Source organism: Leptospira perdikensis (genome assembly GCF_004769575.1).
Classification (GTDB): Bacteria; Spirochaetota; Leptospiria; order Leptospirales; family Leptospiraceae; genus Leptospira_A; species Leptospira_A perdikensis.
In genome coordinates, this window is the sequence record NZ_RQGA01000003.1 from 783,745 (window position 1) to 806,395 (window position 22,651).

Sequence of the window (22,651 nt, forward strand, 5' to 3'; positions counted from 1 at the left end):
TGCAAAAAAGAAGAAAAACTAGAATGGGTAGAAATCGTTTCATCTCATTACTTCCGCCTTGGTTTTAGCCTAAATCGGATCGATTGTAAAGAAATTTATTTCTGAAAATAGGACTCTTGGTAATGAACATTTGTTTGTTATCAAGAGGTGTTGGTTTGCAATATAAAAATCATTGCTGAAACGGTAGAATCAATCCAACTCGCAATTTTTTGAGGAACCAGGCTTTATTATAAAATTCTTATACAAAAAATACTGAATCGATATATTTGTTAAATCTTTTGTTGAATGCAAAGCCAAGTATCCGTTATACGAACAAATTTCTACATCTGGATCAGAACTGGTAAATCCCGAATGATACTTTTGGTTCAGAATCAAAGTATCTCCTTTTTTTAAGAAACCAAACTCATAACGATCAGGACTCCAAAATTTTGGAACATACTCTTGTCCGTCAGAAAGTAGATAAAATTCCCCTTTATAGTTCTTATCGTTTATGGTTTGGTTTGTGAAATAGAAGGTTAAGTTTTCATAAATATCATTGGTTGATAGGTTGGCCTGGATGGCTGGCAACATTCTAGAATCGGAGCCATAATCAGGAACTGTGGGCACAGTGATCGGATAGAGATTTGGATTTTTGATATTTACCTTTGGTAAAGGTAGAATAAAAATCTCAGACAAGTATTTTGTATTCATTCGTCTCGTGTCTTGAGTATGAAATAGAAAACAAAGTATGGAAACGATTGTCATTGTTAAATGGTATTTTTGGGGAACCCAGTTCCATAGGTTTTGAAAACCTACTGCCAAACACCAAGCATATAAAAATACAACACTGAGACTCCATCTAGGATATACCCGTTCTAAGGAATATATGGGTAGGTGTTCGAGTAAACTTGCAGGTGCGTAAGAGGAGGTTTTCCCTGCCATCATCCACAAAACAAGTAACAGTAGTGCAAGAACAGAACCCATTTTCCTTTTAGTCAAGAATACCAAAGGGGAAAGTAATAATGGCAACATACCAAGATAGTTTCCATACTCCCAATACCGGTATTGCATTTGAGAAAGTGATTGTGCGAGTAAGGGATGTTGGGACGGCCCAAAAAAAATGGGATAAAAATCTTTCCAACCTAATGTGTAATTGTCCGGTACAAAATACCTACCAACTGAATGCACAAATTGAAACATCGGAATCCATTTGATCGCAAGAATGCCTAATACAAAAATTGAAAGTTTTACAAACCGTAGGATTGTTTCTTTGGGTTTGTCTGAAAGATATACTTCTCGAATCATTAAAAAGAAAATAAGGAATACTATTTGTGAAAGTGGGTAAATGCATCCTTCGGATAATAAAATATATGTGATCGTTGTGATTAGAATAAGAATTCGCCAGTTGCCTTTTTTAACAAAATACAAAATATAAAAGACAAGAGTTGGTAAAAATAGTCCTGGGGTTTGGTTTAAATGGCCGGCATAAAATTTTTGAAATACAAATCCAGAAAATTGAAATATTAAAACAAATAATAAGGAAGGTAAATTTGAAGATTTTGTATAAAGTCGAAAGGAATGAAAATTGAGAAAACCAGAGAAAACAAAATAAAACAGAAAACTAATCTTTAGTGTTGTGAGTGTGGAGAAAAATAAAACAAAGAAGTGAGTGAAACTTCCCACTTTACTGGTTGGATTTTCCCAAACGGGGAAACCAGCACCGTAATACGGATTCCATAAAGGGAAAGTGCCAAATTCTAAAAAAGATTTTCTTAAAAATTCAACGTGGAAACTATACATATCCCAATCGAAACGACCATAGAGATCACTTGTTTCGAATAGGACTTTTGTATTCCAAAGATAGAATGTAAAAAAAAGTAGAACTAAGGCAAAAGGCCTAGTGCGCTTCATCCCAATTACCGCCAAACTTCCCTTGGGCGACAATGGGAACTTTTAATTTCATTGCCGATTCCATTTCTTCTTTGGCCATTTGATAGAATTCTTTTTTTTCCTTGGGATCTACTTCGAATACAAGTTCATCATGGACTTGTAAAAGGAGTTTGGAGCGGAAAGATTCCTTTTTGATTTTTTTATCAATCTGAATCATCGCAAGTTTGATCATATCCGCAGAGGTTCCTTGGATGGGAGAGTTGATGGCAACTCGTTTGGCGGCTTCACTGGCCATTTTGTGTTTGGAATGGATATCCGGAAGATAACGTCTACGACCGAGAAGTGTTTCCACATACCCGTGTTCCTTACAGAACTCTACGATTTCTTCCATATAAGTCCCTACTCCAGTGTAGGTGGCAAAATATTTTTCGATGAATTCTTTTGCTTCTTTGCGGCTGATCCTTAAGTTATTGGAAAGGCCAAAAGATGTGACCCCGTAAATCACAGAAAAGTTTACAACTTTGGCTTTATTTCGCATATCGGACGTTACTTGGTCTTCGGATACTCCAAAGATCCCGGCTGCCGTACGTTTGTGGATATCGACTCCTGATTTGTAAGCATCCATCATTTGCGGGTCATTGGCAAAATGAGCCATAATCCTAAGTTCAATTTGGCTATAGTCTAGAGAAAGAATCTCGTATCCTTTTTTGGCAATAAAACCCTTTCGGAGTAACCTTCCTTCTTCATCCTTAATAGGGATGTTTTGTAAGTTGGGGTTAGTAGAAGACAAACGACCAGTGGCGGCAATGGTTTGGTTGTAACTTGTATGGATTCGACCTGTTTTCGGATTGATGAGTGTCGGTAAGGTGTCTGTATAAGTTGATTTTAGTTTGGAAAACTTTCTGATCTCTAACAAATGATCAATGATGGGATGTGTTCCCTGGAGAGATTCCAAAACGGAATGGTCAGTGGAATATCCAGTTTGTGTTTTTTTCTCAGCAGGAAGTCTTAATTCTTCAAACAAAACAGTTTGAAGTTCCTTGGTGGAATTGATATTAAATGGTCGTCCGGCAAAGAAATGAATGTTCTTTTCGTGTTCTTTGATTTTAGTTTCAAATATTTTGGAAAGAGACTCAAAGTATCCTGGTTCTACGGCAATACCTTCAAATTCCATATCTGCCAGGGTGAGTAACACAGGCATCTCGATATCAAAAAATAACTTTTTATGGATACCTTCATCCATTTTGGGTGCAAGAACATTGCTTAGTTGTAAAGTAATGTCAGCATCTTCGCAGGCATATTCGGAAACCTTTTCTGGATCAATATCGTATAAGTTTTGTTTCTTTTTGCCAGTGCCAACTAACTCTTCATAAGTGATGGTTTTGTAATCCAAATAATCAACGGCCATATCATCCATATTATGGCGACGTTCTCCGGGATTCAAAAGATACGAAGCAAGCATTGTATCAAAATGAATTCCAGCAAGATTTATGCCGTAATTACGGAGCACTAATAAATCGTATTTAATGTTTTGCCCAATTTTTTTCCATTTAGGATCGGATAACATTGGTTTTAAAACAGTGAGTCCTTCTTCAGGGGAAGGGAGGAGGTGACTGTAGATGGACTCGGGATGAGAAAAGGCGATATAATAACCAACACCAGGTTCTTGGGAAAAAGAAACTCCAAGTAACTCGGCAAGCATTGGATCTTGGGAAGTGGTTTCTGTATCCACCGAGATTGGTTTTTTCGGATCTAGCTTCCCAACGATTTTTTTAAGGTCTTCCAAGGTTTGGATCCGTTTGTAACTTTTTTTGGTTACAGCGGAACCTTTGTTTGATTTGGAATTGGTTCCTTCGTTTGTAGATTCTTCTTTAGATTTTTTTCCCTTTTTGCCAGTAGTTGGTTCGGCACTTACTTCTTTACTATCCCCGTCACCAGTGATGGGAATGCCGGCTTGTTTTGCGAGATCACGATGAAGGACATTGTATCCCTCATCTTTGAAGTATTGTACTTTTGCCGGATCATAATAATTCGGAATCTTTAAATCATTTTTTTTGATATCTAGTTTGAGATTGGTGACAATGGTTGCGAGTTTTCTGGATAAAAATGCATTTTCTTTATCTGCAGCCAGTTTATCGATTAGGGATTTATTTTTAACTTGGTCGAGTTTTTTGTAAATGGTTTCTAAATTTCCAAATTCTTGGATGAGTTTGGCTGCACCTTTTTCTCCTACACCTTTAACACCAGGAATGTTGTCGGATGCATCGCCGAGAAGTGCCATGTAATCGGTAACTTGTTCTTTTGTGATTCCAATATTGGTTTCTACCCATTTAGGATCGATTTTTTCAAATTCGGAAACTCCTCGTTTCCCACGTAACATGTGTATGTTTTTATCAAGAACTTGGTATAAGTCTTTATCACTGGAGAGGATGACGATTTCTTCAAAGTCTTTTGCAAATTTTTTACATAAAGATCCGATGATGTCATCGGCTTCAATCCCATCCAGTTTGTACATGGGAAATTCCAAAGCCTTTAACATTTCATAAATTTTATGGATCTGTGGTTTTAGATCCTCAGGCATTGGTTTTCTATGTGCTTTATAATCTTCGTATAAATCGTTTCTGTGTAATCGTGTTCCGGGATCGAATGTGAATGCTATGTGAGATACTTTTTCGTCTTGTAAAAGTTTGAACAACATCCTCCAAAATCCAAAAACGGCACCACTGGGAAGTCCTGTTTTGGAGTTGGTGAGGTTAGAAGCGGCAAAGGCAAAGTAGGCCCGAAAAGCCAACGCATGGCCATCAATGATCAGTAATCTTCCGCTCATGTTCCGTCTCCGTATAAACTATCTCCTAAAAAGGAATAATAGATTAGTTTTGTTTTTTCAACTGTTTTGGTGACAGAAAATCGTTTGACCGAGGTTTTGTTGAAAGTTCCGAACTTGGTTCGTAATTCTTCGGATCCAACAAGTTTGTCCAAACCTTGGGCGATACTCTCTGAATCTCCCACCGAACACATGTAAGCCCCTTCATTATGATCCAACATCTCTCCAATCCCTCCACCATTTGTGGCTACAATGGGAAGCCCTGATGCCATAGCATCTAAAACAGATGTTCCTAGTCCCTCTTCTTTGGAAGTGAGTGTGAAAATATTGAATAGGGATAGTAGAGCTGGTATGTCTTTGCGATATCCGGTGAAAATAACTCTGTTTGTGATGCCTAATTGTTCCGCTTGGTTTTTGAGTTTGTTTTCGAGTTTTCCGTCACCTACAATCATTAGGCGGAAATCTGTATTTGTTTTCATCTTCGCGATTGCATTTAACAAAGTTTCTTGGTCTTTGTGATCAACAAGAGCTGCCACATTTCCAATCACAATACATTTTTTGGAGATTTGAAATTCGTCTCTTAAGTATTCGTGAGGTGCTGATTTCGAAAATCTTTTTAAATCAATTCCAGAATAAACAGTTATGATTCTTTCTGGAGCAATTTTACTATCTATCATGACTTCTTTGATTTTCTGTGAGACAGGAAGATAATAATCATTCGCTAAATGTTGGTATTTCCATCTTGAGAAAAAACTAGATTTGGGTTTGAAGTCCACTCGTCTTGATACAATCAATGGAATGTTTAGGTGATTTCGTTTTGCAAGTAAGGCCAATGTATGTGCATGAGCCGTATGTGTATGGATTAGTTTAATATTTTTAGAAATACAAAGTGATCGAATATTCTTATATGCTTTTCTGTCCCATTCCCCACGCATTTCAATTGGAACAAATTCATATCCATTCTCTTTACATTTCGTTTCTAGTGGGGAACCAGGTTGGCCGACAACGATTTGTGGGATTTTAAAAGTGGCAAGTCCTTGGACTAAATAATAAAGCTGTTGTTCTCCGCCGCGCCATTCGCGGGAAGTATTGACATGAAGGATCAAATTATAAGTGTTTGGAACGGTCGTATTCGAGAGCGATGATGGAGCCCATAACTTTGAACCCCGCCGGAGCTTCGTCTACCATTCCTTCTCCGTGAAACATTACTTTTACGGAGTCCATCATGGCATTGATAATTTTCAATCCTTTTCCCATGTTCTTATGTTTTTGACCTGAGCCATTATAAGGAAGGGTGTCCGGTTTTTTACTTTGGTGGTTTTTGATGTGGTCGAGGAAACTACTAAAACATTGTGACTGGTTGGTGCGAATTAGTTCTTTGTCTATTTCCGGAAGAGAACCATCTTCCGAGAGACCTGATCCATAATCCAAAATATAAAGAGTGAATTTTGAGGAATCGATCCGCCATCGGCAAATGATGGTTTCATCACAATGGCAGGAAACATTGGCAGCAACCGCGTTCGTGAGCGCTTCGTCAGCAGCCAGTTCAATTTGCATAATATTATCAAAGCTAAAGCCGTTGTCTTCTAATGTGCGTTTTAGCTCTTTTCGGAAGTGTTTGACGGAAGACATGTCGGGCGGGAGAAACATCGCATACGATCCGACCGAGGGGCACAACAAATACGGTAAAACTTCAGATGGTATTGTCAATGGCCGCCGCTTCCCCCTCTACCTTTTCATATTACACGAAGGAGAGGGAGAAAAAAAGTCAAAAATCCCATAAAGGGGAAGGGTTTAGGAAAAAATTTCCTAAACTTTGACTCCTAAGGCATTCGCTAGCTGCTCCATCCGTTTGACCAGTTTCTCTTGGCCGAGAAGGCTGAAGAGAATGGGGAGTTCCAATCCGTGGGATTTCCCTGTGGTGATGGCTCGAATCGGCATAAAAAGGGTTCTTCCTTTTTCACCGGTGGATTCGCCGGCCTTGGCCATGGCTTCTTTGTAGGTATCGGGAGTCACTAAAGCATGGGATTTTACATATTGGTAAAAAGCTGAAACGACAGCTTTGCCGTTTCCTTCCAAAACCAATTGTTTGGCTTCTTCATTTTCAAATTGTAGGTTTTCTAAAAAGAATTCTTCGATGTACGGTGGAGCTTGGATGAGGCGATCTAAATAGACACGAACGGAATCTAAAATTGAGAGGAGTTGTGGGTTTGTTCCCGACTTGTAGGTTTCTGGAATTTGACAATCCTTCAGAAATGGTTCGAGTTCCTTTCCTAAGGTTTCAATTTTTACATCGCGGATGTATTTGTTTGACATCCAGTTGAGTTTTGATTTGGGATTTAAGTATTCAGCAAGGCCAAGAAGAGATAACTTATTGAAATCAACTGTTTCCTTTTCATCTTCTTTTAGTTTTTTAAATACATCAAAGGTAGCAGGGGATTTGGAACATCGTTCCACATCAAAGACGGAACAAAGTTCTTCGTCACTCATGTATTCTTTTCCATCAGGAGAAGTCCATCCAAGTAACGCCATATAATTACGCATGGTATCACTGGAATAACCTAGGTCACGGAAAGCAAGAACCGATGTAGCGCCAGCACGTTTGGAAAGTTTTTTCCCGTCCGTTCCTACAATTTCACTGGCATGGGCAAACCTTGGGAGTGGAAATCCAAAGGCTTCAAAAATTAAAATTTGGCGAGGGGTGTTGGAAAGATGACCCACTCCTCGAATCACATGTGTGATTTTCATGAGTGCGTCGTCGATCACCACAGCATAGTTATACGAAGGAAATCCATCAGATTTGACAATGATAAAGTCACCAATGAGTTTGGATTCGAATTTCACTTTTCCCTGGATCATATCATCTACGATCACAATTTTGTTTGGAGTTTTGAATCTTACAGTGTAGGGAATTTTTTTCTCAATTTGGAATTGGATTTCTCCGTCAGTTAGATCCGAACATTTTCCATCGTAGATATAAGGAATTCCCATAGCATCGGCTTGTTTTTTCTTTCCATCCAATTCTTCTGCGGAACAAAAACAACGATAGGCCTTCTTTTCTGAGATCAGTTTGTCTGTGTATTCTTTATAAATATGAATTCTTTCGGACTGTGTGTACGGGCCATTTGGGCCTCCCACTCCAGGGCCTTCATCCCATTCCATTCCAAGCCACTTTAAAGATTCTAAAATGATTTTAAAAGAAGCTTCGGTAGAACGGTCTTGGTCTGTGTCTTCAATACGAAGTAAAAACTTTCCTTTTTTAGCTTTCGCATATAAATAATTAAATAAGGCGGTTCTTGCCCCACCCACATGTAAAAATCCGGAAGGGGAGGGTGCAAAACGGGTGCGAACTTCTGTCATTTCATTTCCTCTTTGAGTAAAAAGTCTCCGATCCTTTTGTAACCAAATGGTTCTTTTGTTTTGGTAGTCAGTCCATTGGTATACGGCGGAACAAAGAATAATTGTGTTTCATTTTCTTTATAGATGAGTTTAAAAAATAGTTTGTCGGCTTCTGTTTCGTTCCATTCATATCGAAGTTGTAAATAGTCGTAATGATTCGAAACATGTTCTGATTTGATGGTGCCAGCTTCTTGTTTGGTAAATATGCTGGAAGGTGCAAAAAATTCCATACTTCCTAAACTATGCGACCAACGGCTATCTCCACCAAGAGGGGATCGAACTCCTTCCTCAATCAGTAAACCAGTATCACCACCTAATTCGAAAATGTCGAACTCTTCGATTTGTGTTTTGTTTTCAGTCACACTTGTTTTGTTTTCTAGTAGTGTGATGAGTGAGGAACCTGTGGTTTCTGAAGCATAGGAGTCAGTATAAACAAAAAAAATTCTTTTTTCAGATTCTTCTTTTTTGAATTTTCCTACTTTTTTGTTCCAAATGATCTTATAAGATTCAAAAGGTTCGTTTCCAAATTCGGTTTTCACTTTTGATAAAAAATGATTGTCGTAAGCTAAGAAACTAAACTCTATTTTCTCTGCATATCCGGTCGATTTTCCTGGTTCCCATTCAATGAATCGGAAGTGAGAAGAGCCTTCTCGGAAGAAGGAAACATTCATTTTTCTCGGAGATTTTAGATAGAGAACGGATGCGGGAATTTCTGAAATTGGCTCTCTAACGATGAGTGATTTCAGGTTCTGGCAGTTGGATCCAGAAAAAAAAATCAAGGTACATAAAAGCCAATAGAATCGGGAGTATACTTGAGTTTCTGGGGACATAGACCGGTGCGTATCGCCAGTCTAAAAAGGGAAAACCGCTTGACAAGTCAATTCACCCCATCCCTGTGTCATTGGAACCCATGAAGAACGAAGAACAGTATCCAAAACGCCCCTTTGAAGACCAAGTGAATGATGACCAAAGGAAATACTCTCGCTATGTATGTGATTCGAGAGCCATTCCGCAAGAAATTGATGGTCTAAAGCCTGTTCAACGAAGGATTTTATGGGCAATGTGGAACTCGGATGCCCGAAACCGTCACACAAAAACAGTAAAAGTTGCCGGTCTTGCTATGGGATACCATCCGCACGGGGATCGTTCCATCCAAGATGCCCTTTCGCAAATGGCACAAGACTTTGCATTTGCAAATAACTATCCTTTGGTACATGGAGAAGGAACCTTCGGTGACGTTTTGGACCCGAATGCAATCGCTTCTCCGCGTTATACGGAAGTCAAACTTTCCGACTTTGCTAAGGATTTAGGATTTTTCGAAAGTTTACCTGATATTGATTATGTCAAAAACTATGATGAAACCGAAGACGAACCCATTCATTTCGTCGGAAAAGTTCCGGTTGTACTCTTAAATAACATCCAAGGAATCGCAACGGGTTTTCGTTGTTTCATTCCTGCTCACAAACTCAGTGATGTGATCGAATCCCAAGTTACTTATTTAAAGACAGGAAAACCAAAAAAGATCACTCCATGGTACAAAGGGTACGGTGGGGAAGTGAAGTTGTCTAAAAATGACAACGGTAACACTGTTATGTCGACTACTTTCGGATTCAAAAAAGAAGATGGAAAGTTGTTCCTTGTTGACTCCCCAATGAACTGGAACCGAGAGAAGGTAGTAAACTATCTAGATGATTTGATTGAGAAAAAAGACAATTGGCTGAAAGACTATGTGGATCACTCCAGCCAAACTTTTAAAATTGAACTCGTTGCCAAAAAAGGCGAGGAACCTTCTGAAAAAGAGATCAAAGAATTGTTTTCCAAAGAAAACAATGAAGTTCTTACAATCAACGTAATCACTCACGAAGGAAAACTTCGTAACTTTAACCCTGAAGAAATTATCAAACGATTCTGCGATTTTAGAAAAACACATCTCATTCGTCGTTTCAAACGATTGGCAGGTTTAGAAAAAGAAAAGATCGATCGTAACTCAGAACTCATTCGATTCATCAAAGAAAAATGGAACGAAAAGGTAACAGGGATTAAATCTAAAAAAGAATTTGAAGACAAGTTGAAAGCCGCCAAGTTCGTTTATTTCGAATGGTTGAGTTCTATTCCCGTCTATAGAATGACTTTGGAAGAAGTTCGTAAATGCGAAGATGCCATTGTGGAAGCAAAAACGAAATACACAGAGTATACGGCATTACAAAAAGATGATAAAAAACTCACCGGTTTTATGACCGATGAACTTGATGAACTGAAGAAAAAATGGGATCCGAAATAATTAGATATGGCTCAAAAAACTGAAAAAACCTCAGGAAATTCGCGAAATTTTAAAAAATTATCGAATGTAGAACACGTTCGGATGCGGACAGGAATGTGGCTTGGGCAAAACTCCCTTTCCACTTTTGAACAACACTTTTTTACAAAAGATAACGCCGGCACTTACGACATTCTTCACGAAGAACTTTCTGACATCCCTGCCAAACTGAAATGTTTGGATGAGGCTTGTATGAATTGTGTGGATGAATATAGAAAGAACTTAAACGATAAGGCGATCCCAGAAAAAGACAAAATGAATAAACTCATCATTCAATTGTCTACGGATCGCAAACGTGTGACCATCCAGGACAATGGGCGTGGGATTCCCGCTGATAATGCTGAAGGTGTGTATCTCCATTTGATGTATGGGGAAAACTTTGATGATAAAGTTAAAGAGGATCATGTTGCCGGTCAAAATGGTGTGGGGATCTCTCTTGTTCGTATGGTTTCATCTTTCTTTCGTGTGAAGACCATCAATGGTGGAAAAGCTTACAAAAAAATGTTTAGCATTCACGATGATGTGAAAAAAACCATTCGTAGTTTTAAACTTTCTAAAGAAGATACAGAACGAGTTCATTTATATTACGATGAACATGGAACATTTGTTGACTGTCCACTTTTGTCAGCTGATCAAATCAAACAACTAAAAGCACCTTGTGATAAAACAGGAATGACAGCTGTTGTTGAAACAGCTAAAAAAGAAGATCACGGAACCACAGTTGAGTTTGAATTAAATCCTTCTTATTTTAATAATTTGGATACTTCTTTTAACATTAATTTGGTGAAGCAATATCTCCAAGACATTGCTATGTCCAACCCTGGTTTAGAAGTAGTGTTTATTCACAAAACTGGAAAAGAAAAGTATAAATTTAAAAAAGGTTTTGATGAGATTTTTAGTAATTCCGAGATGGTTTACTACAAGTTAGATTATTCTGATAAAACTTCGGCTTCCCAAATCAATATGGACACTTATGTGGTTGTGGGCCAAAACAAAACACTCACTTGGGTGAACTCTATTTTCTGTCCACAGGGTGGATCTGCCATTGAGTATTTAGAAAACAGACTTTGCGATGAAGTTCGTAAAAAATCGCAAATTGTCAGTTTAGAAAAGAAACTGAATACACAATGTACACGTAACGACGTTAGAAGTTGTTTCCATATGTATGTGAACCTTCGGATTCTCAATCCTCGTTTTAAATCCCAAGATAAGTCTTATCTCATCAATGATTTGAACGATGACATCCGAAAAGCGGTCGACAAACATTTGGACAAACTTTTAAAGAAAACCGGCCTTATCGAAGAAATTAAGATGGTAATGGAGCGTAGAACCCAGCTAAAACAGCTCGAGGACGCGCAGAAAGGCCTCCGTAAGGCGTCTCGGAACAATATCCCTAAGCTTATGCCTCCAACGGGCAAACCAAACGATCCAGGTCGAATTCTATTTGTGGCGGAAGGGGACTCGGCGATTGCGGGTTTACGTCCGGCAAGAAATCCGAAATTACACGGTCTTTTCCCTTTACGAGGAAAACCTCTCAACTGTAAGGGAATGTCTTTAGCAAAGGCCTTACAAAACGAAGAGATGAAAAACATTGTTGCCATTGTGGGCCTTCCTCTCGATCAAAAAGTGAAGTCCATCGATGAACTACATTATGATCGTATCAGCATCATCACGGATGCGGATTTTGATGGATATGCCATCCGTTCTCTTATGTTGTCTTTTTTCTATGAATATTGGCCTGAACTTTTTGAGTTGGGTTTTATCAATATCTCTGCGGCACCACTTTACGAAGTAGATGTGAAATGGAAGGATGCAAAAAAAGAAACGGTTTTCTGTATTGATGATTCCGACTACGATAAGTTAGTCGCTCGTGTTAACAAACAAGGTGCCGAAATCACTCGTAAAAAACGAAACAAGGGATTAGGGGAAACTGGTAAAGAAGCCATGAAGTATGCGGTGGATCATTGTATGACTACCATTACTGTGGGAAACAAAAAGACTGCCAAAAATACCCAAGACCTTTGGTTCCATAAAGATTATGCAGAAAAACGCCGCGAAGCAATTTCTGAATACTCGATGAGTGTGATCGAAGATTAATGATTTATCGACTCAATCGATAAAACTTTTGCCAACAAACAAAACCCAAACGAGGAGAACCTTTGTAGTTCTTTCCGTTTGGCATAGCGATCACTCCCCATTCCATAGGTCTTGGGGGTTCTTTGATTTATGGACTTGCGGTAGATTTCGGATTTTATTTTTTAAGGGGAATGAATCCTCGGTCTCCTAAAAATACAAAGTCTTCAAAAAAGTCACCATCTAAGACCAAACCTAAGGCAAAGGAAGATCCCCTTCTTCCTATCCGAACATTGCCAATACTTTTACCCCTTCCTCCTCTTTCGAATCGCAAACGAATTTCCTTTTTTCTTTTTTTAAACATTCTATTTTTCCTTCAATGTTCTTCTGTGCAAGAAAAACCCAAGGAAGTTTACCATAACAACCCAGTTGTTACCGAGAAAGTGGTATTATCCAAAATAGAAGAATTACAAAATTCAGGAATTCATTCCTTGTCCTATATGTATTTGTTAGGTGATGGAGTGATCCATTCAGGAGTTCTTGGCGGAGAAAAAAAGGAAAAGATCCAGAGATTTAAAATAGGAAGTATTACTAAACTATTTACTGGAATTGCTCTTTTACAATTACAAGAGAAAGGCAAATTGAAGTTAGATGATAAGCTTTCTCGATTCCTTCCAGAAATTAAAACAATTCAGAGCCGAGAGAAAAATTTCAGAGAGATCACTCTTCGAGACATTCTGACTCACCAATCGGGGCTTCCTTCTGATTTAGCTTCTGGTTTTTTTCTTTCTCCCGATGCGAATGATACAGAAATTTTAGAATCCTTTCGTTCCCTTCCGAGCCATCTCATCCATATGGAAAGAAACGAACCAGGGAAAGTACATTCCTATTCCAATTTTGGATTTGGACTTCTCGGAGTGGTAATCGAACGAGTGTCAGGTCTTGGGATCGAAGATTATTTCCAAAAGGAAATTTTTGCGAGAGCAGGAATGAAACATTCCACCTTACTTGAGGTTTATGAAAATTCAGAACTTGTTCCTGGATACCATGGCTTTTTTTGGAAAACAAAAACCGCTCGTCCAAAAATTCGTGATTTGACTGCGGGTTCCCTTTCCTCGACTGGAGAAGATATGGGCCTTTTTATGAAAGCTTTGTTTCAAAGTAAAAAAGGAAAAGGTTTACTCTCAAAACAAAGTTTTGCCGAATTCCATCGGATTCAAAAAGGACCCAGTTCCAATTTTCAAATGAAACTGGGACTTCCGGTTTTACTTCAGAAAAATATAAGTGGTGGTAAAACCGTTTGGACTGCGGGCCATGCGGGCTCTCTCCCACCTTACTTTGCCGATTTGGTTTATGATCCAGAGACAGAAACTGCCAGTTTCCTTGCAGGGAACACCACTGGTTTTGCAACGGCAAGTATTCAACCAACTAACAAAGCGGTCATGGATACGATATTTGAATACAAAACAGGAGGTTCTTTAGAATCTCCGCCGATTGGCGAACGAAAAGAACAAAACCAATTGGATGGTTATTATGGACTTTATGCATCACCTTTTGGAATTCACGAACTAAAGCCAGGCAAAACTCCTAAGCTCGATATCATGGGGATTGATTTTGATTTGGTAGAACGAGAAAATCGGTTTGGCACCGACTTGCGTTTGTTTTTTGGTCTCATCCCCGTGAAGGACAAAACCATCGAAAGTTTTCGTTTGGAATTTGAACCCTGGGAAGGGGAGAAGATTTTTACTTTATATTCGGCTGATATGACAAAAGGAAGTATTGGATTTGCCCACAGATTCCAACCTAACCAGAAATTACCGGATGCCACCTACCTCACTTCCTACCAAACCAAAGATCCGCATTCGATCATCCCACGTGTGGAATTAAACAAAGACAAACGCGGTTTTCTTTTGGCCACCATTGGTTACTCACTGGGGGGACTCGGATATTCGATCGCCTCACCTTGCCTGTTGGAATCACCGACAACCTTACGAATTTTAGGTTACGGACGGAATTTAGGAGAGAAAATTGAACTAAAAACTGTGGAAGGAAAACCCAGGTTGGTGTATTCAGGGATCGAGTTTTTAGCGGATTGAAGGATAGGGTCTCAAATTCTGAATCAAGTTCACAGAGAATTCCATCCTCTGAGGCAAAGCAGGAGTTATACGGTCTCTAAATTCTCGTTTATACTGATTCTAATTTTTTTGCTATCGAATTTCCTAGGAAAGAAATTCCAGACCATACCAAAAAAGTTTTTGACTAATCAAAAAGATCGAATACAGTTCGTCGGAATTTGAATCGAAAGTTTCAAAAGGAGAATTCGAAATGGGAAAAAGAATTACCTCAATCCTATTTTTGTCTGCTGCCGTTGTAGCTGTCACAATGACATCTACTTCTGTGGAAGCCAAAAAATATGGTATGGCTGGCTGCGGATTAGGATCATTGATTATTTCAAACAATGACATCACTCAAATTTTCGCTGCTACATCAAATGGGATTTACGGAAACCAAACTTTTGGTATTACATCTGGAACATCCAATTGTACTGCTGATGGTGTTGTGAAACAAGACAAAGTACAAGAATTGTTCATCACGATGAACTATGACTCTCTAGGTCAAGAAATGGCTTCAGGGAAAGGGGAAAAATTAGAATCTCTTGGAAACCTTCTCGGTTGTTCTAGCGATTCTTTATCAAGATTTGGCCAAGTAACGAAAGAAAACTATGCTAAACTCATCACAGAAGATTCAACTCCTGCAAGTGTACTTTCAGCAGTTAAGTCAGAAGTTAAAAGCGATAAAATCCTCGCAAAGTCTTGTTCACAAATTTAAGGAGATTTGAAATAAAATGAAAAAGTTAACACTCATCTCCACAATCGGAATCTCCATGGTTCTCCTTGCCTCTCAAATGTCTGCTGCACCTAAATACGGTATGGCGGGTTGCGGACTTGGAACTCTCGTAATGCCTACTGGCAATCAAGTGTTTGTTGCTACAACAAACGGAACTTCAGGAAGCCAAACTTTTGGTATCACTACTGGAACGTCTAACTGTAAAGCTGACGGCGTTGCTCAAAAAGAACATGCACGTGAAATCTATGTGCATATGAACTTTGATGGTTTAGAACAAGAAATGGCAGCTGGTAAAGGGGAAAAACTCTCTAACCTAGCGACTCTTTTTGAATGCAAATCAGGCGTTCGCTTCAATGAAGTAGTGAAAGAAAACTACTCTAGAATCTTCACAGAAGAATCTAAAGCAAACCCTAGTTTGATGTTGTCCAACCTTCATGAAACTTTGGAAAAAGACCAAACAGTAAAAAATTACTGTAAAATCTAATCCTTTGTAAAAAATCAGAGTATCCGAACATTTGGATACTCTGGTGTTTCCTCTGTACCTACTTACTCTACTTTTAATCCTCTTCACCACTTCGCTTGGGGCCATTGAACCTCCTAGCAACATTAATATACTCGACCTGGATTTTTTAACAGCAAGGAATCAAGGGAAAACGGTTCCTAAATCACCCAAGTCACAGCAATACCTGCAAGAGCTCGTTGGCGAGGCTAAAGAAAAACACTTGGCAGAAGAAACACATTGGTATCGGCTTTTGCGATTTAAAAAAACCAGATGGGGTTACCTGGAAAGCGAAGTCGATAACAAACGTTACTTTCTCGATGAAGAAGGAAAACACAATCCTGAAAAGGAATTGGTCGCAACACTTCATAGTTTTTTTACAGAAGAGCCTATTCCTGAAGGTTTACAACATCCACAATGTTATTATCCAGAAAGATACCATTGGCTCAAAGAAAAGTTAAAGTTTGATCAAAGTCGACTAATGGAAGTTTCATGTGAAAGGTTTGAGGCATGGAAGGATGCATTAAGTCCAGATTCTCTCTCCGTTGTTTTTTCCTCTTATTATATGCAGGCTCCTGCTTCTATGTTTGGTCATACACTTCTCAAACTCAATAACAAAGAAAATGAAAATGCCGAGTTGTTAGATTATGGAGTAAACTATGCTGCAACGCCAGGAGAAATGGATCCATTTTCTTATGCGTATCGGGGGTTAACTGGTGGATACCCTGGTAGTTTCGCTATATTTCCCTATTACCTGAAAGTCAATGAATACAATGATATGGAAAGCCGTGACCTTTGGGAATACAAACTAAAATTGAAACCTGAGGACAGGGAGAGGTTTTTGCGCCATCTATGGGAAATGGGTCGTGCTGATTTTGACTATTTTTTTATCAATGAAAACTGCTCTTATCATTTGATGGAGATATTAGAAGTGGCGATGCCTGAATTAGATATTAGTAAAAAAACAGGTTGGATCGTCGCACCTGGTGATACCATTAAACTTTATTTAGCTGAAGATGGACTTGTGATTTCCAGAAAATACCGACCCTCTCTTTATTCAAAAATAAAATACAAAATCTTTGACATGTCTGAAGATGAAAGAACTACATATTGGGAAATGATACGTTTTGAAAAAGCTTTTCTACCAGAACCAAATGAAAATTTACGGTTAGCACTGGTTACTGATGCAGTTTTAGACACATATCGATATCGTTATACAACAAAGGACTCGGTACCCAAACAACATAAAGAGTATTACGATAAGTTATTGATTTTTAGAAGTAAACTAAATGACGAATACACTCCCAATGAACAAATTCCTTTGTCTACACCACCTGAAGCCTCACATCCTGTAAGTCGAGTATCCACCTCTTTTGGTTCCTCTTCTTTGGGAAATTTTGCCGAGTTTCAATATCGGATTGCCTATCATGATTTATTAAATGTAAGTAAAGGACATGCACCTAATTCTGAGTTGGCTTTTTTTGATACAACAGTCCGAACCTATGAAAACAAAAAACCAGAATTGACATCTATGAGTGCAGTAAAGGTGACTTCTTTAAATCCTTATAATTCTATATCGAAAGACTTTTCTTATTCTTTGGATACAGGTATACAAACAGCTGTTTATCGAAATAATGATGAAACCTTACGAAAACAGGTGGGTAATTTTGATTTTCGGTTCGGGTATTCTTTTTCTAATGAATTTGGAAAGTCTCCGATGAGTATGGGTGTATTGAGTGTACTTGCTGGTGTAAAAGTACAAAATGGACGAATGTTTGAAAATGGCGTTCGTTATGGAGCCAATGCCAGTTTGCTTTACCAACAGGAATGGGGTGTTTGGAAAATTTATGCAGGCACAACTGCACAAAATTATCAATTAAGTCATAATTTGAATACTTATTATGCTACTTTTAAAATTAGATATGCATTTTCAAATACACATGAGTTACGAGTTGAAGTTAATGGAGAAAGATTCTATGAAGAAGCACTTGTTTCTTATCATTATTTGTTTTAATTTTTTATTTTTTGGTTGTTCTTCTTTATATTACCACCCAACGAAAGAAACATACCTTACTCCTAAACAAATGGGTTTTGTATATACTCCATCGTTTATCACCACAAAGGATGGAGTAAAATTAAGTGTATGGAAAATTCATTCACAAGCAGTAGAAAAACCCAAAGCAGTCATATTACAATTCCATGGAAACGGACAAAATATGAGTACTCATTTTTTATCTCTTGTCTGGCTTGTGAACCATGGGTATGAACTGATTGTTTTTGATTATCGAGGTTATGGTGAGTCAGAAGGAGAACCAGACCCAGATGATATATTAGAAGATAGTAATTTAGTTCTGGAGTTTGCTTTAGAGGAAACCAGGGAAAAAGGATCGAAATTAATTGTTTATGGTCAGAGTCTTGGTGGAGCTGTCGCTATGCGTTCTGTCGCAGACTGGAAACAAAAAAACGATGTTGTTTTGCTTTGTATTGACGGGTCTTTTCCCTCTTATCGGGAAGTTGCCAAACAGACGATGAACAATGTGCTCTTTCCTCCGATTGGGAATCTATTTGCTTGGTTGTTCCATGATGACACAAGTCCTCGTGATTCAATAGCCAAGCTATCCCCTATACCACTTTTGATCATCCATGGAACAGATGATAATGTTGTGTTTTTTGAAAATGGAAAACAAATTTTTGGTTTGGCTGGAGAACCCAAAGTATTTTGGGAAATCCGGGGGGGAGGGCATGTGGATTGGATGAATCTGGGTCGGTCCAAGTTTGCTAAAGATTTTTTGGTATTACTCAATCGGCATTTGTACTGATACAAATGGATGTTCAAGGAACTTGGGAACAGAAAGTATTTCTTCTAGTGTAGTTTTTTTATCAATTTCTCGAAAAGTTAACTCACTTCGTCCTATCTTTGTTTCACTAAATATTTTGAGTTCAAAATATTTTTCCTCTCCACTTTTGATTTGAAATATTTTAGTAGCGTCTTCTTTTCCAACTACATCCAATCGGTAAGTACCTTCTTTTAATCTAAGGTAACCTAGGGATGCATTCTCTAATTCAATTTTGAAAAGAGGTGTAGGTTGTATCTGAGACGAGAATTTATCTGGATATCGCGATAATTGGCATTCATAGTTCCAAAGAGAAAGCGATGAGTGTTCCGGCCGAACCAAATAAAAAAGTCCAGAATCATCGTTTTTTGATTCTAATCTAACAAAAGTTTTTTTTTCGGCACATTGGATTGTAAAACCAAGTAGGATGAGAAATAAAATAGGAATGGAGAAAGAGTAAAAATTATGTTTAGAGTTCATAGATTTCCAACTTCGGCTCCAAACCGTTTCTGATTTCTATAATGTGCAATGTAGGTAATTAAGACAAGGGCACCAACTGGAACAGAAAAATAGATATGAACTTGGATGAGTCCTGCAATCATTCCTAAAATACCACCTAAGAACTGAATTACGACCAGGTTTCCACCGGTATTGTCTAAGATCATTTTTTCCAAATCGTCCGTATCAAGAGCCATCACTCTTTCTTCTACAAGAGCTGTTACATTGATATTATGTACAAATTTTTCAATATTGGTTTTGAGATAAACTTTTCCTTCTTCACTATACATAAATTCAAGAAGGCGTTTTTTGACCCAATCTACAGCACGAAAGAAGTTTTTTTCAATTTCTTCCCAGTTATTTGGATCATCCAAATATGATTGTAGTCGTTCAATCCCAGATGGTAGGAGATTTTGTCTTGCATAATCGCCACTGGCTTCCAACCAATTAGAAATTTTTCCCGTAATGAATTCTTGTGTTTCTTTGGAATTTAATCGTTCTTGAAGGCCCGCCATCATTTCATCCATCATCTTCATGAACTGGTCGGAAGTTTCAGGGTCTTTGACAAACCGTTCTAAAAGTTCTCGGATGGCTTCTTCGTTGAAAGAAAAAATCTTTTTTACTCCAATTCCAATTTTTCCAAGTGTACTTCTTGTTTTTAAATACTCTTCTAGACCTTCGTTGAGAAGGTTTGCCAGTTTTGGCATCTCTTCTAGAAGGATTACTCTGAGTTGTTTTCCTAGTTCTTCACGATTGGTTTCTTCTGTGAGATAGTATGTTAGGCGATCTCTTGTATAGTCCCAAAGTTTTTGAACTTCCTCTGGACGTTCCGCCATTTTTTTCATAGTTTCTTCGGAAAAATCAAAGATAACTTCTAAAATTTCAGGTCCCCTTTCTTTTAACATCGAAATGATTTTTGTCACAAGCATAGTTCTGATTTCTACGTTGTGAATGGCCTCATCAATTTCTTTGACTATCTTTTGGATTCCTGTTTCTACTAAGTTACGTTCATAGATATAAGATAAGATGATATCGGGATGAAGTAAATTACTTTGGATACTTTCGCCAAGTGACTTTGCGATTTTGGATTTGTTTTTGGGAACAAGGCCTGACCAACCTAGCACCTTACCATGTTTAGGTTGAAATAACATCTTGATTGCAAGGAAATTGGTGAAGTAACCAACCACCCCTGCCATCAGAACCACGAAGACTGCGTTAATCCAAACGTTACCTTCATAGTAAACCTGAAATCCTCCTGCAATAATGGAGAAAATTACAAGTAATCTACGATACCAGGCATCTAATTTTGCAACATCCATCCTATTCCTCTTCTAGTTTTAAGTATTTACCACTTAACCTTCGTAAGAAGCCTCGTGGAATGAGTTCGGAAATGGTAACCGCACCTTGGTTGAACGAACCTGTGATACATACTGCTTCGTTATGGCGAAGTGCACTCAGTGATTCTTCTACCACTACATCAGCATCTTGCCACATAAACGAAGGATATTTGGATTTATTAATTCCTGCTCTTTGGTGAAAATCTGAATGGGTAAGCCCTGGACAAAGTGCTTGTACATATATTCCGTGAAGTTTTGCCTCTTCGTGGATGGACTCTGTGAAGGATTTTACAAATGCTTTGGTTGCGGCATAAATAGCACTGCCTGGAGCTGGCAAATAACCTGCGATAGATGCCACATTAATCAAATATCCTTTTTTATTTTTTTTAAATCGGTTAAGAGCAACATGGCTTAAATGAACTAATGTTTTTACATTTAGATTTACTTCATCTAGTTCTTTTTCGAGTGGTAAAGCTGCAAACTCACCAACAGTTCCAAATCCTGCATTGTTTACTACAAGTTCTACATCTTTATCTTTTGTGATGATACTTGCGAGTTCTTCCACATCTTTTTTCTTTGTAAGGTCAAGAGCAAAGTATTTTAAGATACCTCGAGATTTCGGTTCTAATTCTAAAATTACTTTTTTTAAATCGGATTCCGTACGGGAAATTAAAAAGACATTGTAGTCTTTAGCAAGAGCACGAACAAATTCTTTTCCAATTCCTTGGGATGCGCCAGTGACATATGCATTTTTCATTCAGGTGGATTCCTTTTCATCAGAACGGCTGTGGATCCGTCCGGATAGTATTTTTTACGTCTTTCTAATTCTAAAAAGCCAACTGACTGGTAAAGTCTGATGGCCGCTTCGTTTGATTCCTTAACTTCCAGGAAAAATTCTTTTTTGGGAAATTCTTGGAAGAGGGATAACAAAAGTTGTTTTGCTAAACCTAACTTTCGATAGTTGGGAAGTGTCGCGATACGAAAAATTTCAATCTCCCAAGGAGTTTCGCAAACGAGAGCATAACACTCCCCATCGGGACTTCCCAAAACAAAAGCCACATGGAATTCAAGATGGGTTTGGATCATCTTTTCTGTCCATTCCTCGCCGGGGAAACAGAGGGATTCCCAATGGAGGAGGAGGGAAAGATCCGATTCACCCAACCTTCGAAAACTATGAGACATAATCACATTTTTTTCTTTTCATCCAAAAGAAAGAAACTAAAATCGAACTGATGGGCACAAAAAACAGCAGGTTTTCTTTGGTTTCACTGCCACTGGGCATCCTATTTCTTTTGCTCGGATTTAGTTTTATAGGTTGTGACTATTTAAAGTCACTTACCGAATCCAAATATCGCAAGCGGATTGGTGGCGATCTTCCCACAGAAAAAGACATCGTCAATTGGAAAGAGAAGTTAGCTTTGGAAGAGGCAGAAATTGAGGAGATGGACAAACGGATCCGTAAAATGGTCCAAAAGTCCAACCAATCGGCAGCCCTTTCTTGGAAAATTGCCAGAGCCTATATGCGGGCCGGTTCTGCGGACCTCGGTTCTCGTTATTATGAAGAAGCTATTGGAGAATCCTTACCAAATACAAAACAAGGTGGGTTTGAAATCCATTCCTATGAATCTGCCTTACCTTACTTTGAGAAAGCCATTCAATCAGGAAAACTAGATAAACAATTGTTATATGAAACTGCAGTGGCTTACGCCAATGCATCAAAAGATATGGGTTGGGAGCATACAAGGCGCAATCGTGCGATTGGTTTATTCAAACAACTTTCCAAATTAGACAAAGAAGATTCTCGTTTCCCTTTTCAGTTGGCCCTCATTTATTTTGATTCTTCTTTGAAGGATGAAGCGTGGAATGGAAAAACTTCCAATGGTTATGATGAAGTGGAAACAGCATTTTCTCTTTTGGATCAAATTCTTCGTAAAGAGCCATACAATGTTCCTACACGGTTTGCCAAAGCCAATTTTTTATATCAGGTTGGTAAATCGAATTTAGCTTATGATGAATACATTCGAATCAAATCTGTTTTGGAAGAGATGAAAGAAAAAGGAAACATCAGAGAACCTTTGGAAGAGAATTCTTCTTATCGTAATGTCATCAAAAACTTGAACCAATTAGGGGCCCAAAACAAATCAAATTAACCAC

General features: G+C 38.3%; 18 protein-coding genes. 8 read left to right on the forward strand and 10 right to left on the reverse strand.

Annotation, left to right across the window (positions count from 1 at the left end; genetic code table 11):
- Positions 1–189: 189 nt before the first annotated feature.
- From EHQ49_RS05040 to EHQ49_RS05065, 6 genes are all read right to left on the reverse strand, one after another.
- Positions 190–1,890 carry a glycosyltransferase family protein gene (locus EHQ49_RS05040; protein ID WP_135576947.1) on the reverse strand — a complete coding sequence of 567 codons (1,701 nt, stop codon included), beginning with the start codon at positions 1,888–1,890 and terminating at the stop codon, positions 190–192.
- Positions 1,877–4,696, reverse strand: coding sequence for a DNA polymerase I (gene polA, locus EHQ49_RS05045; RefSeq protein ID WP_135576949.1), 2,820 nt, complete (start codon positions 4,694–4,696; stop codon positions 1,877–1,879). Before polA ends, EHQ49_RS05040 begins: the two co-directional genes overlap by 14 nt.
- On the reverse strand, positions 4,693–5,799 hold the full coding sequence (locus EHQ49_RS05050) for a glycosyltransferase (protein WP_135576952.1): 1,107 nt from the start codon (positions 5,797–5,799) through the stop codon (positions 4,693–4,695). The genes polA and EHQ49_RS05050 overlap by 4 nt, the downstream gene beginning before the upstream one ends.
- A 1-nt stretch (position 5,800) precedes the next feature.
- The gene (locus tag EHQ49_RS05055) at positions 5,801–6,325 is read right to left on the reverse strand and encodes an ATP-binding protein (protein ID WP_244241351.1); all 525 of its coding nucleotides are present in this window, start codon (positions 6,323–6,325) and stop codon (positions 5,801–5,803) included.
- 177 nt (positions 6,326–6,502) lie between these two features.
- Positions 6,503–8,053: a glutamate--tRNA ligase gene (gene gltX / locus EHQ49_RS05060; RefSeq protein ID WP_135576956.1), complete on the reverse strand. Its 1,551-nt coding sequence runs from the start codon at positions 8,051–8,053 to the stop codon at positions 6,503–6,505.
- Positions 8,050–8,763, reverse strand: coding sequence for a hypothetical protein (locus EHQ49_RS05065; protein ID WP_135576958.1), 714 nt, complete (start codon positions 8,761–8,763; stop codon positions 8,050–8,052). Before EHQ49_RS05065 ends, gltX begins: the two co-directional genes overlap by 4 nt.
- Before the next feature lie 239 nt (positions 8,764–9,002).
- Here EHQ49_RS05065 and EHQ49_RS05070 point away from each other — a divergent pair, with 239 nt between their 5' ends.
- The 7 genes from EHQ49_RS05070 (at position 9,003) to EHQ49_RS05100 (ending at position 18,647) form a co-directional block, all read left to right on the forward strand.
- Positions 9,003–10,373: a DNA gyrase subunit A gene (locus EHQ49_RS05070; RefSeq protein ID WP_135576960.1), complete on the forward strand. Its 1,371-nt coding sequence runs from the start codon at positions 9,003–9,005 to the stop codon at positions 10,371–10,373.
- 6 nt (positions 10,374–10,379) lie between these two features.
- Positions 10,380–12,506 (forward strand): toprim domain-containing protein, encoded by a 2,127-nt coding sequence (locus tag EHQ49_RS05075; protein WP_135576962.1) that lies wholly within the window; start codon positions 10,380–10,382, stop codon positions 12,504–12,506.
- Positions 12,507–12,676: 170 nt separating this feature from the next.
- Positions 12,677–14,578, forward strand: a complete 1,902-nt coding sequence (locus tag EHQ49_RS05080) for a serine hydrolase domain-containing protein (protein ID WP_135576964.1) — start codon at positions 12,677–12,679, stop codon at positions 14,576–14,578.
- A gap of 229 nt (positions 14,579–14,807) precedes the next feature.
- The gene (locus EHQ49_RS05085) at positions 14,808–15,311 is read left to right on the forward strand and encodes a DUF3015 domain-containing protein (protein WP_135576966.1); all 504 of its coding nucleotides are present in this window, start codon (positions 14,808–14,810) and stop codon (positions 15,309–15,311) included.
- 16 nt (positions 15,312–15,327) lie between these two features.
- The gene (locus EHQ49_RS05090) at positions 15,328–15,813 is read left to right on the forward strand and encodes a DUF3015 family protein (protein WP_135576968.1); all 486 of its coding nucleotides are present in this window, start codon (positions 15,328–15,330) and stop codon (positions 15,811–15,813) included.
- A gap of 43 nt (positions 15,814–15,856) precedes the next feature.
- Complete coding sequence (locus EHQ49_RS05095) at positions 15,857–17,842, forward strand: Lnb N-terminal periplasmic domain-containing protein (RefSeq protein WP_135576970.1); 1,986 nt, start codon at positions 15,857–15,859, stop codon at positions 17,840–17,842.
- The gene (locus EHQ49_RS05100; protein WP_135576972.1) at positions 17,805–18,647 is read left to right on the forward strand and encodes an alpha/beta hydrolase; all 843 of its coding nucleotides are present in this window, start codon (positions 17,805–17,807) and stop codon (positions 18,645–18,647) included. The genes EHQ49_RS05095 and EHQ49_RS05100 overlap by 38 nt, the downstream gene beginning before the upstream one ends.
- On the opposite strand, the gene EHQ49_RS05105 is transcribed toward EHQ49_RS05100, so the two are convergent.
- From EHQ49_RS05105 to EHQ49_RS05120, 4 genes are read right to left on the reverse strand one after another with little or no spacing between them, the layout of a single operon-like run.
- Entirely contained in the window at positions 18,624–19,142 is a 519-nt protein-coding gene (locus EHQ49_RS05105) for a hypothetical protein (RefSeq protein ID WP_135576974.1), read from the reverse strand. The genes EHQ49_RS05100 and EHQ49_RS05105 overlap by 24 nt on opposite strands.
- Positions 19,139–20,479: a DUF445 family protein gene (locus tag EHQ49_RS05110; RefSeq protein ID WP_135576976.1), complete on the reverse strand. Its 1,341-nt coding sequence runs from the start codon at positions 20,477–20,479 to the stop codon at positions 19,139–19,141. Before EHQ49_RS05110 ends, EHQ49_RS05105 begins: the two co-directional genes overlap by 4 nt.
- A gap of 1 nt (position 20,480) precedes the next feature.
- Complete coding sequence (locus EHQ49_RS05115; RefSeq protein WP_135576978.1) at positions 20,481–21,254, reverse strand: SDR family NAD(P)-dependent oxidoreductase; 774 nt, start codon at positions 21,252–21,254, stop codon at positions 20,481–20,483.
- The gene (locus EHQ49_RS05120; RefSeq protein ID WP_135576980.1) at positions 21,251–21,679 is read right to left on the reverse strand and encodes a GNAT family N-acetyltransferase; all 429 of its coding nucleotides are present in this window, start codon (positions 21,677–21,679) and stop codon (positions 21,251–21,253) included. Before EHQ49_RS05120 ends, EHQ49_RS05115 begins: the two co-directional genes overlap by 4 nt.
- 50 nt (positions 21,680–21,729) lie before the next feature.
- Between EHQ49_RS05120 and EHQ49_RS05125 the strand changes: the two genes are divergently transcribed.
- Entirely contained in the window at positions 21,730–22,647 is a 918-nt protein-coding gene (locus EHQ49_RS05125) for a tetratricopeptide repeat protein (RefSeq protein WP_135576982.1), read from the forward strand.
- Positions 22,648–22,651: the final 4 nt, after the last annotated feature.

Excerpts from the sequence above, each read along its gene's own strand:
- EHQ49_RS05075 (WP_135576962.1), top strand. The coding sequence starts at position 10,380 with ATGGCTCAAAAAACTGAAAAAACCTCAGGAAATTCGCGAAATTTTAAA.
- polA (WP_135576949.1), bottom strand. The coding sequence starts at position 4,696 with ATGAGCGGAAGATTACTGATCATTGATGGCCATGCGTTGGCTTTTCGG.
- EHQ49_RS05085 (WP_135576966.1), top strand. The coding sequence starts at position 14,808 with ATGGGAAAAAGAATTACCTCAATCCTATTTTTGTCTGCTGCCGTTGTA.
- EHQ49_RS05110 (WP_135576976.1), bottom strand. The coding sequence starts at position 20,479 with ATGGATGTTGCAAAATTAGATGCCTGGTATCGTAGATTACTTGTAATT.
- EHQ49_RS05055 (WP_244241351.1), bottom strand. The coding sequence starts at position 6,325 with ATGTCTTCCGTCAAACACTTCCGAAAAGAGCTAAAACGCACATTAGAA.
- EHQ49_RS05090 (WP_135576968.1), top strand. The coding sequence starts at position 15,328 with ATGAAAAAGTTAACACTCATCTCCACAATCGGAATCTCCATGGTTCTC.
- EHQ49_RS05120 (WP_135576980.1), bottom strand. The coding sequence starts at position 21,679 with ATGTCTCATAGTTTTCGAAGGTTGGGTGAATCGGATCTTTCCCTCCTC.
- EHQ49_RS05065 (WP_135576958.1), bottom strand. The coding sequence starts at position 8,763 with ATGAATGTTTCCTTCTTCCGAGAAGGCTCTTCTCACTTCCGATTCATT.
- EHQ49_RS05105 (WP_135576974.1), bottom strand. The coding sequence starts at position 19,142 with ATGAACTCTAAACATAATTTTTACTCTTTCTCCATTCCTATTTTATTT.
- EHQ49_RS05070 (WP_135576960.1), top strand. The coding sequence starts at position 9,003 with ATGAAGAACGAAGAACAGTATCCAAAACGCCCCTTTGAAGACCAAGTG.
- EHQ49_RS05125 (WP_135576982.1), top strand. The coding sequence starts at position 21,730 with ATGGGCACAAAAAACAGCAGGTTTTCTTTGGTTTCACTGCCACTGGGC.
- EHQ49_RS05115 (WP_135576978.1), bottom strand. The coding sequence starts at position 21,254 with ATGAAAAATGCATATGTCACTGGCGCATCCCAAGGAATTGGAAAAGAA.
- EHQ49_RS05100 (WP_135576972.1), top strand. The coding sequence starts at position 17,805 with ATGAAGAAGCACTTGTTTCTTATCATTATTTGTTTTAATTTTTTATTT.
- EHQ49_RS05040 (WP_135576947.1), bottom strand. The coding sequence starts at position 1,890 with ATGAAGCGCACTAGGCCTTTTGCCTTAGTTCTACTTTTTTTTACATTC.
- EHQ49_RS05080 (WP_135576964.1), top strand. The coding sequence starts at position 12,677 with ATGAATCCTCGGTCTCCTAAAAATACAAAGTCTTCAAAAAAGTCACCA.
- gltX (WP_135576956.1), bottom strand. The coding sequence starts at position 8,053 with ATGACAGAAGTTCGCACCCGTTTTGCACCCTCCCCTTCCGGATTTTTA.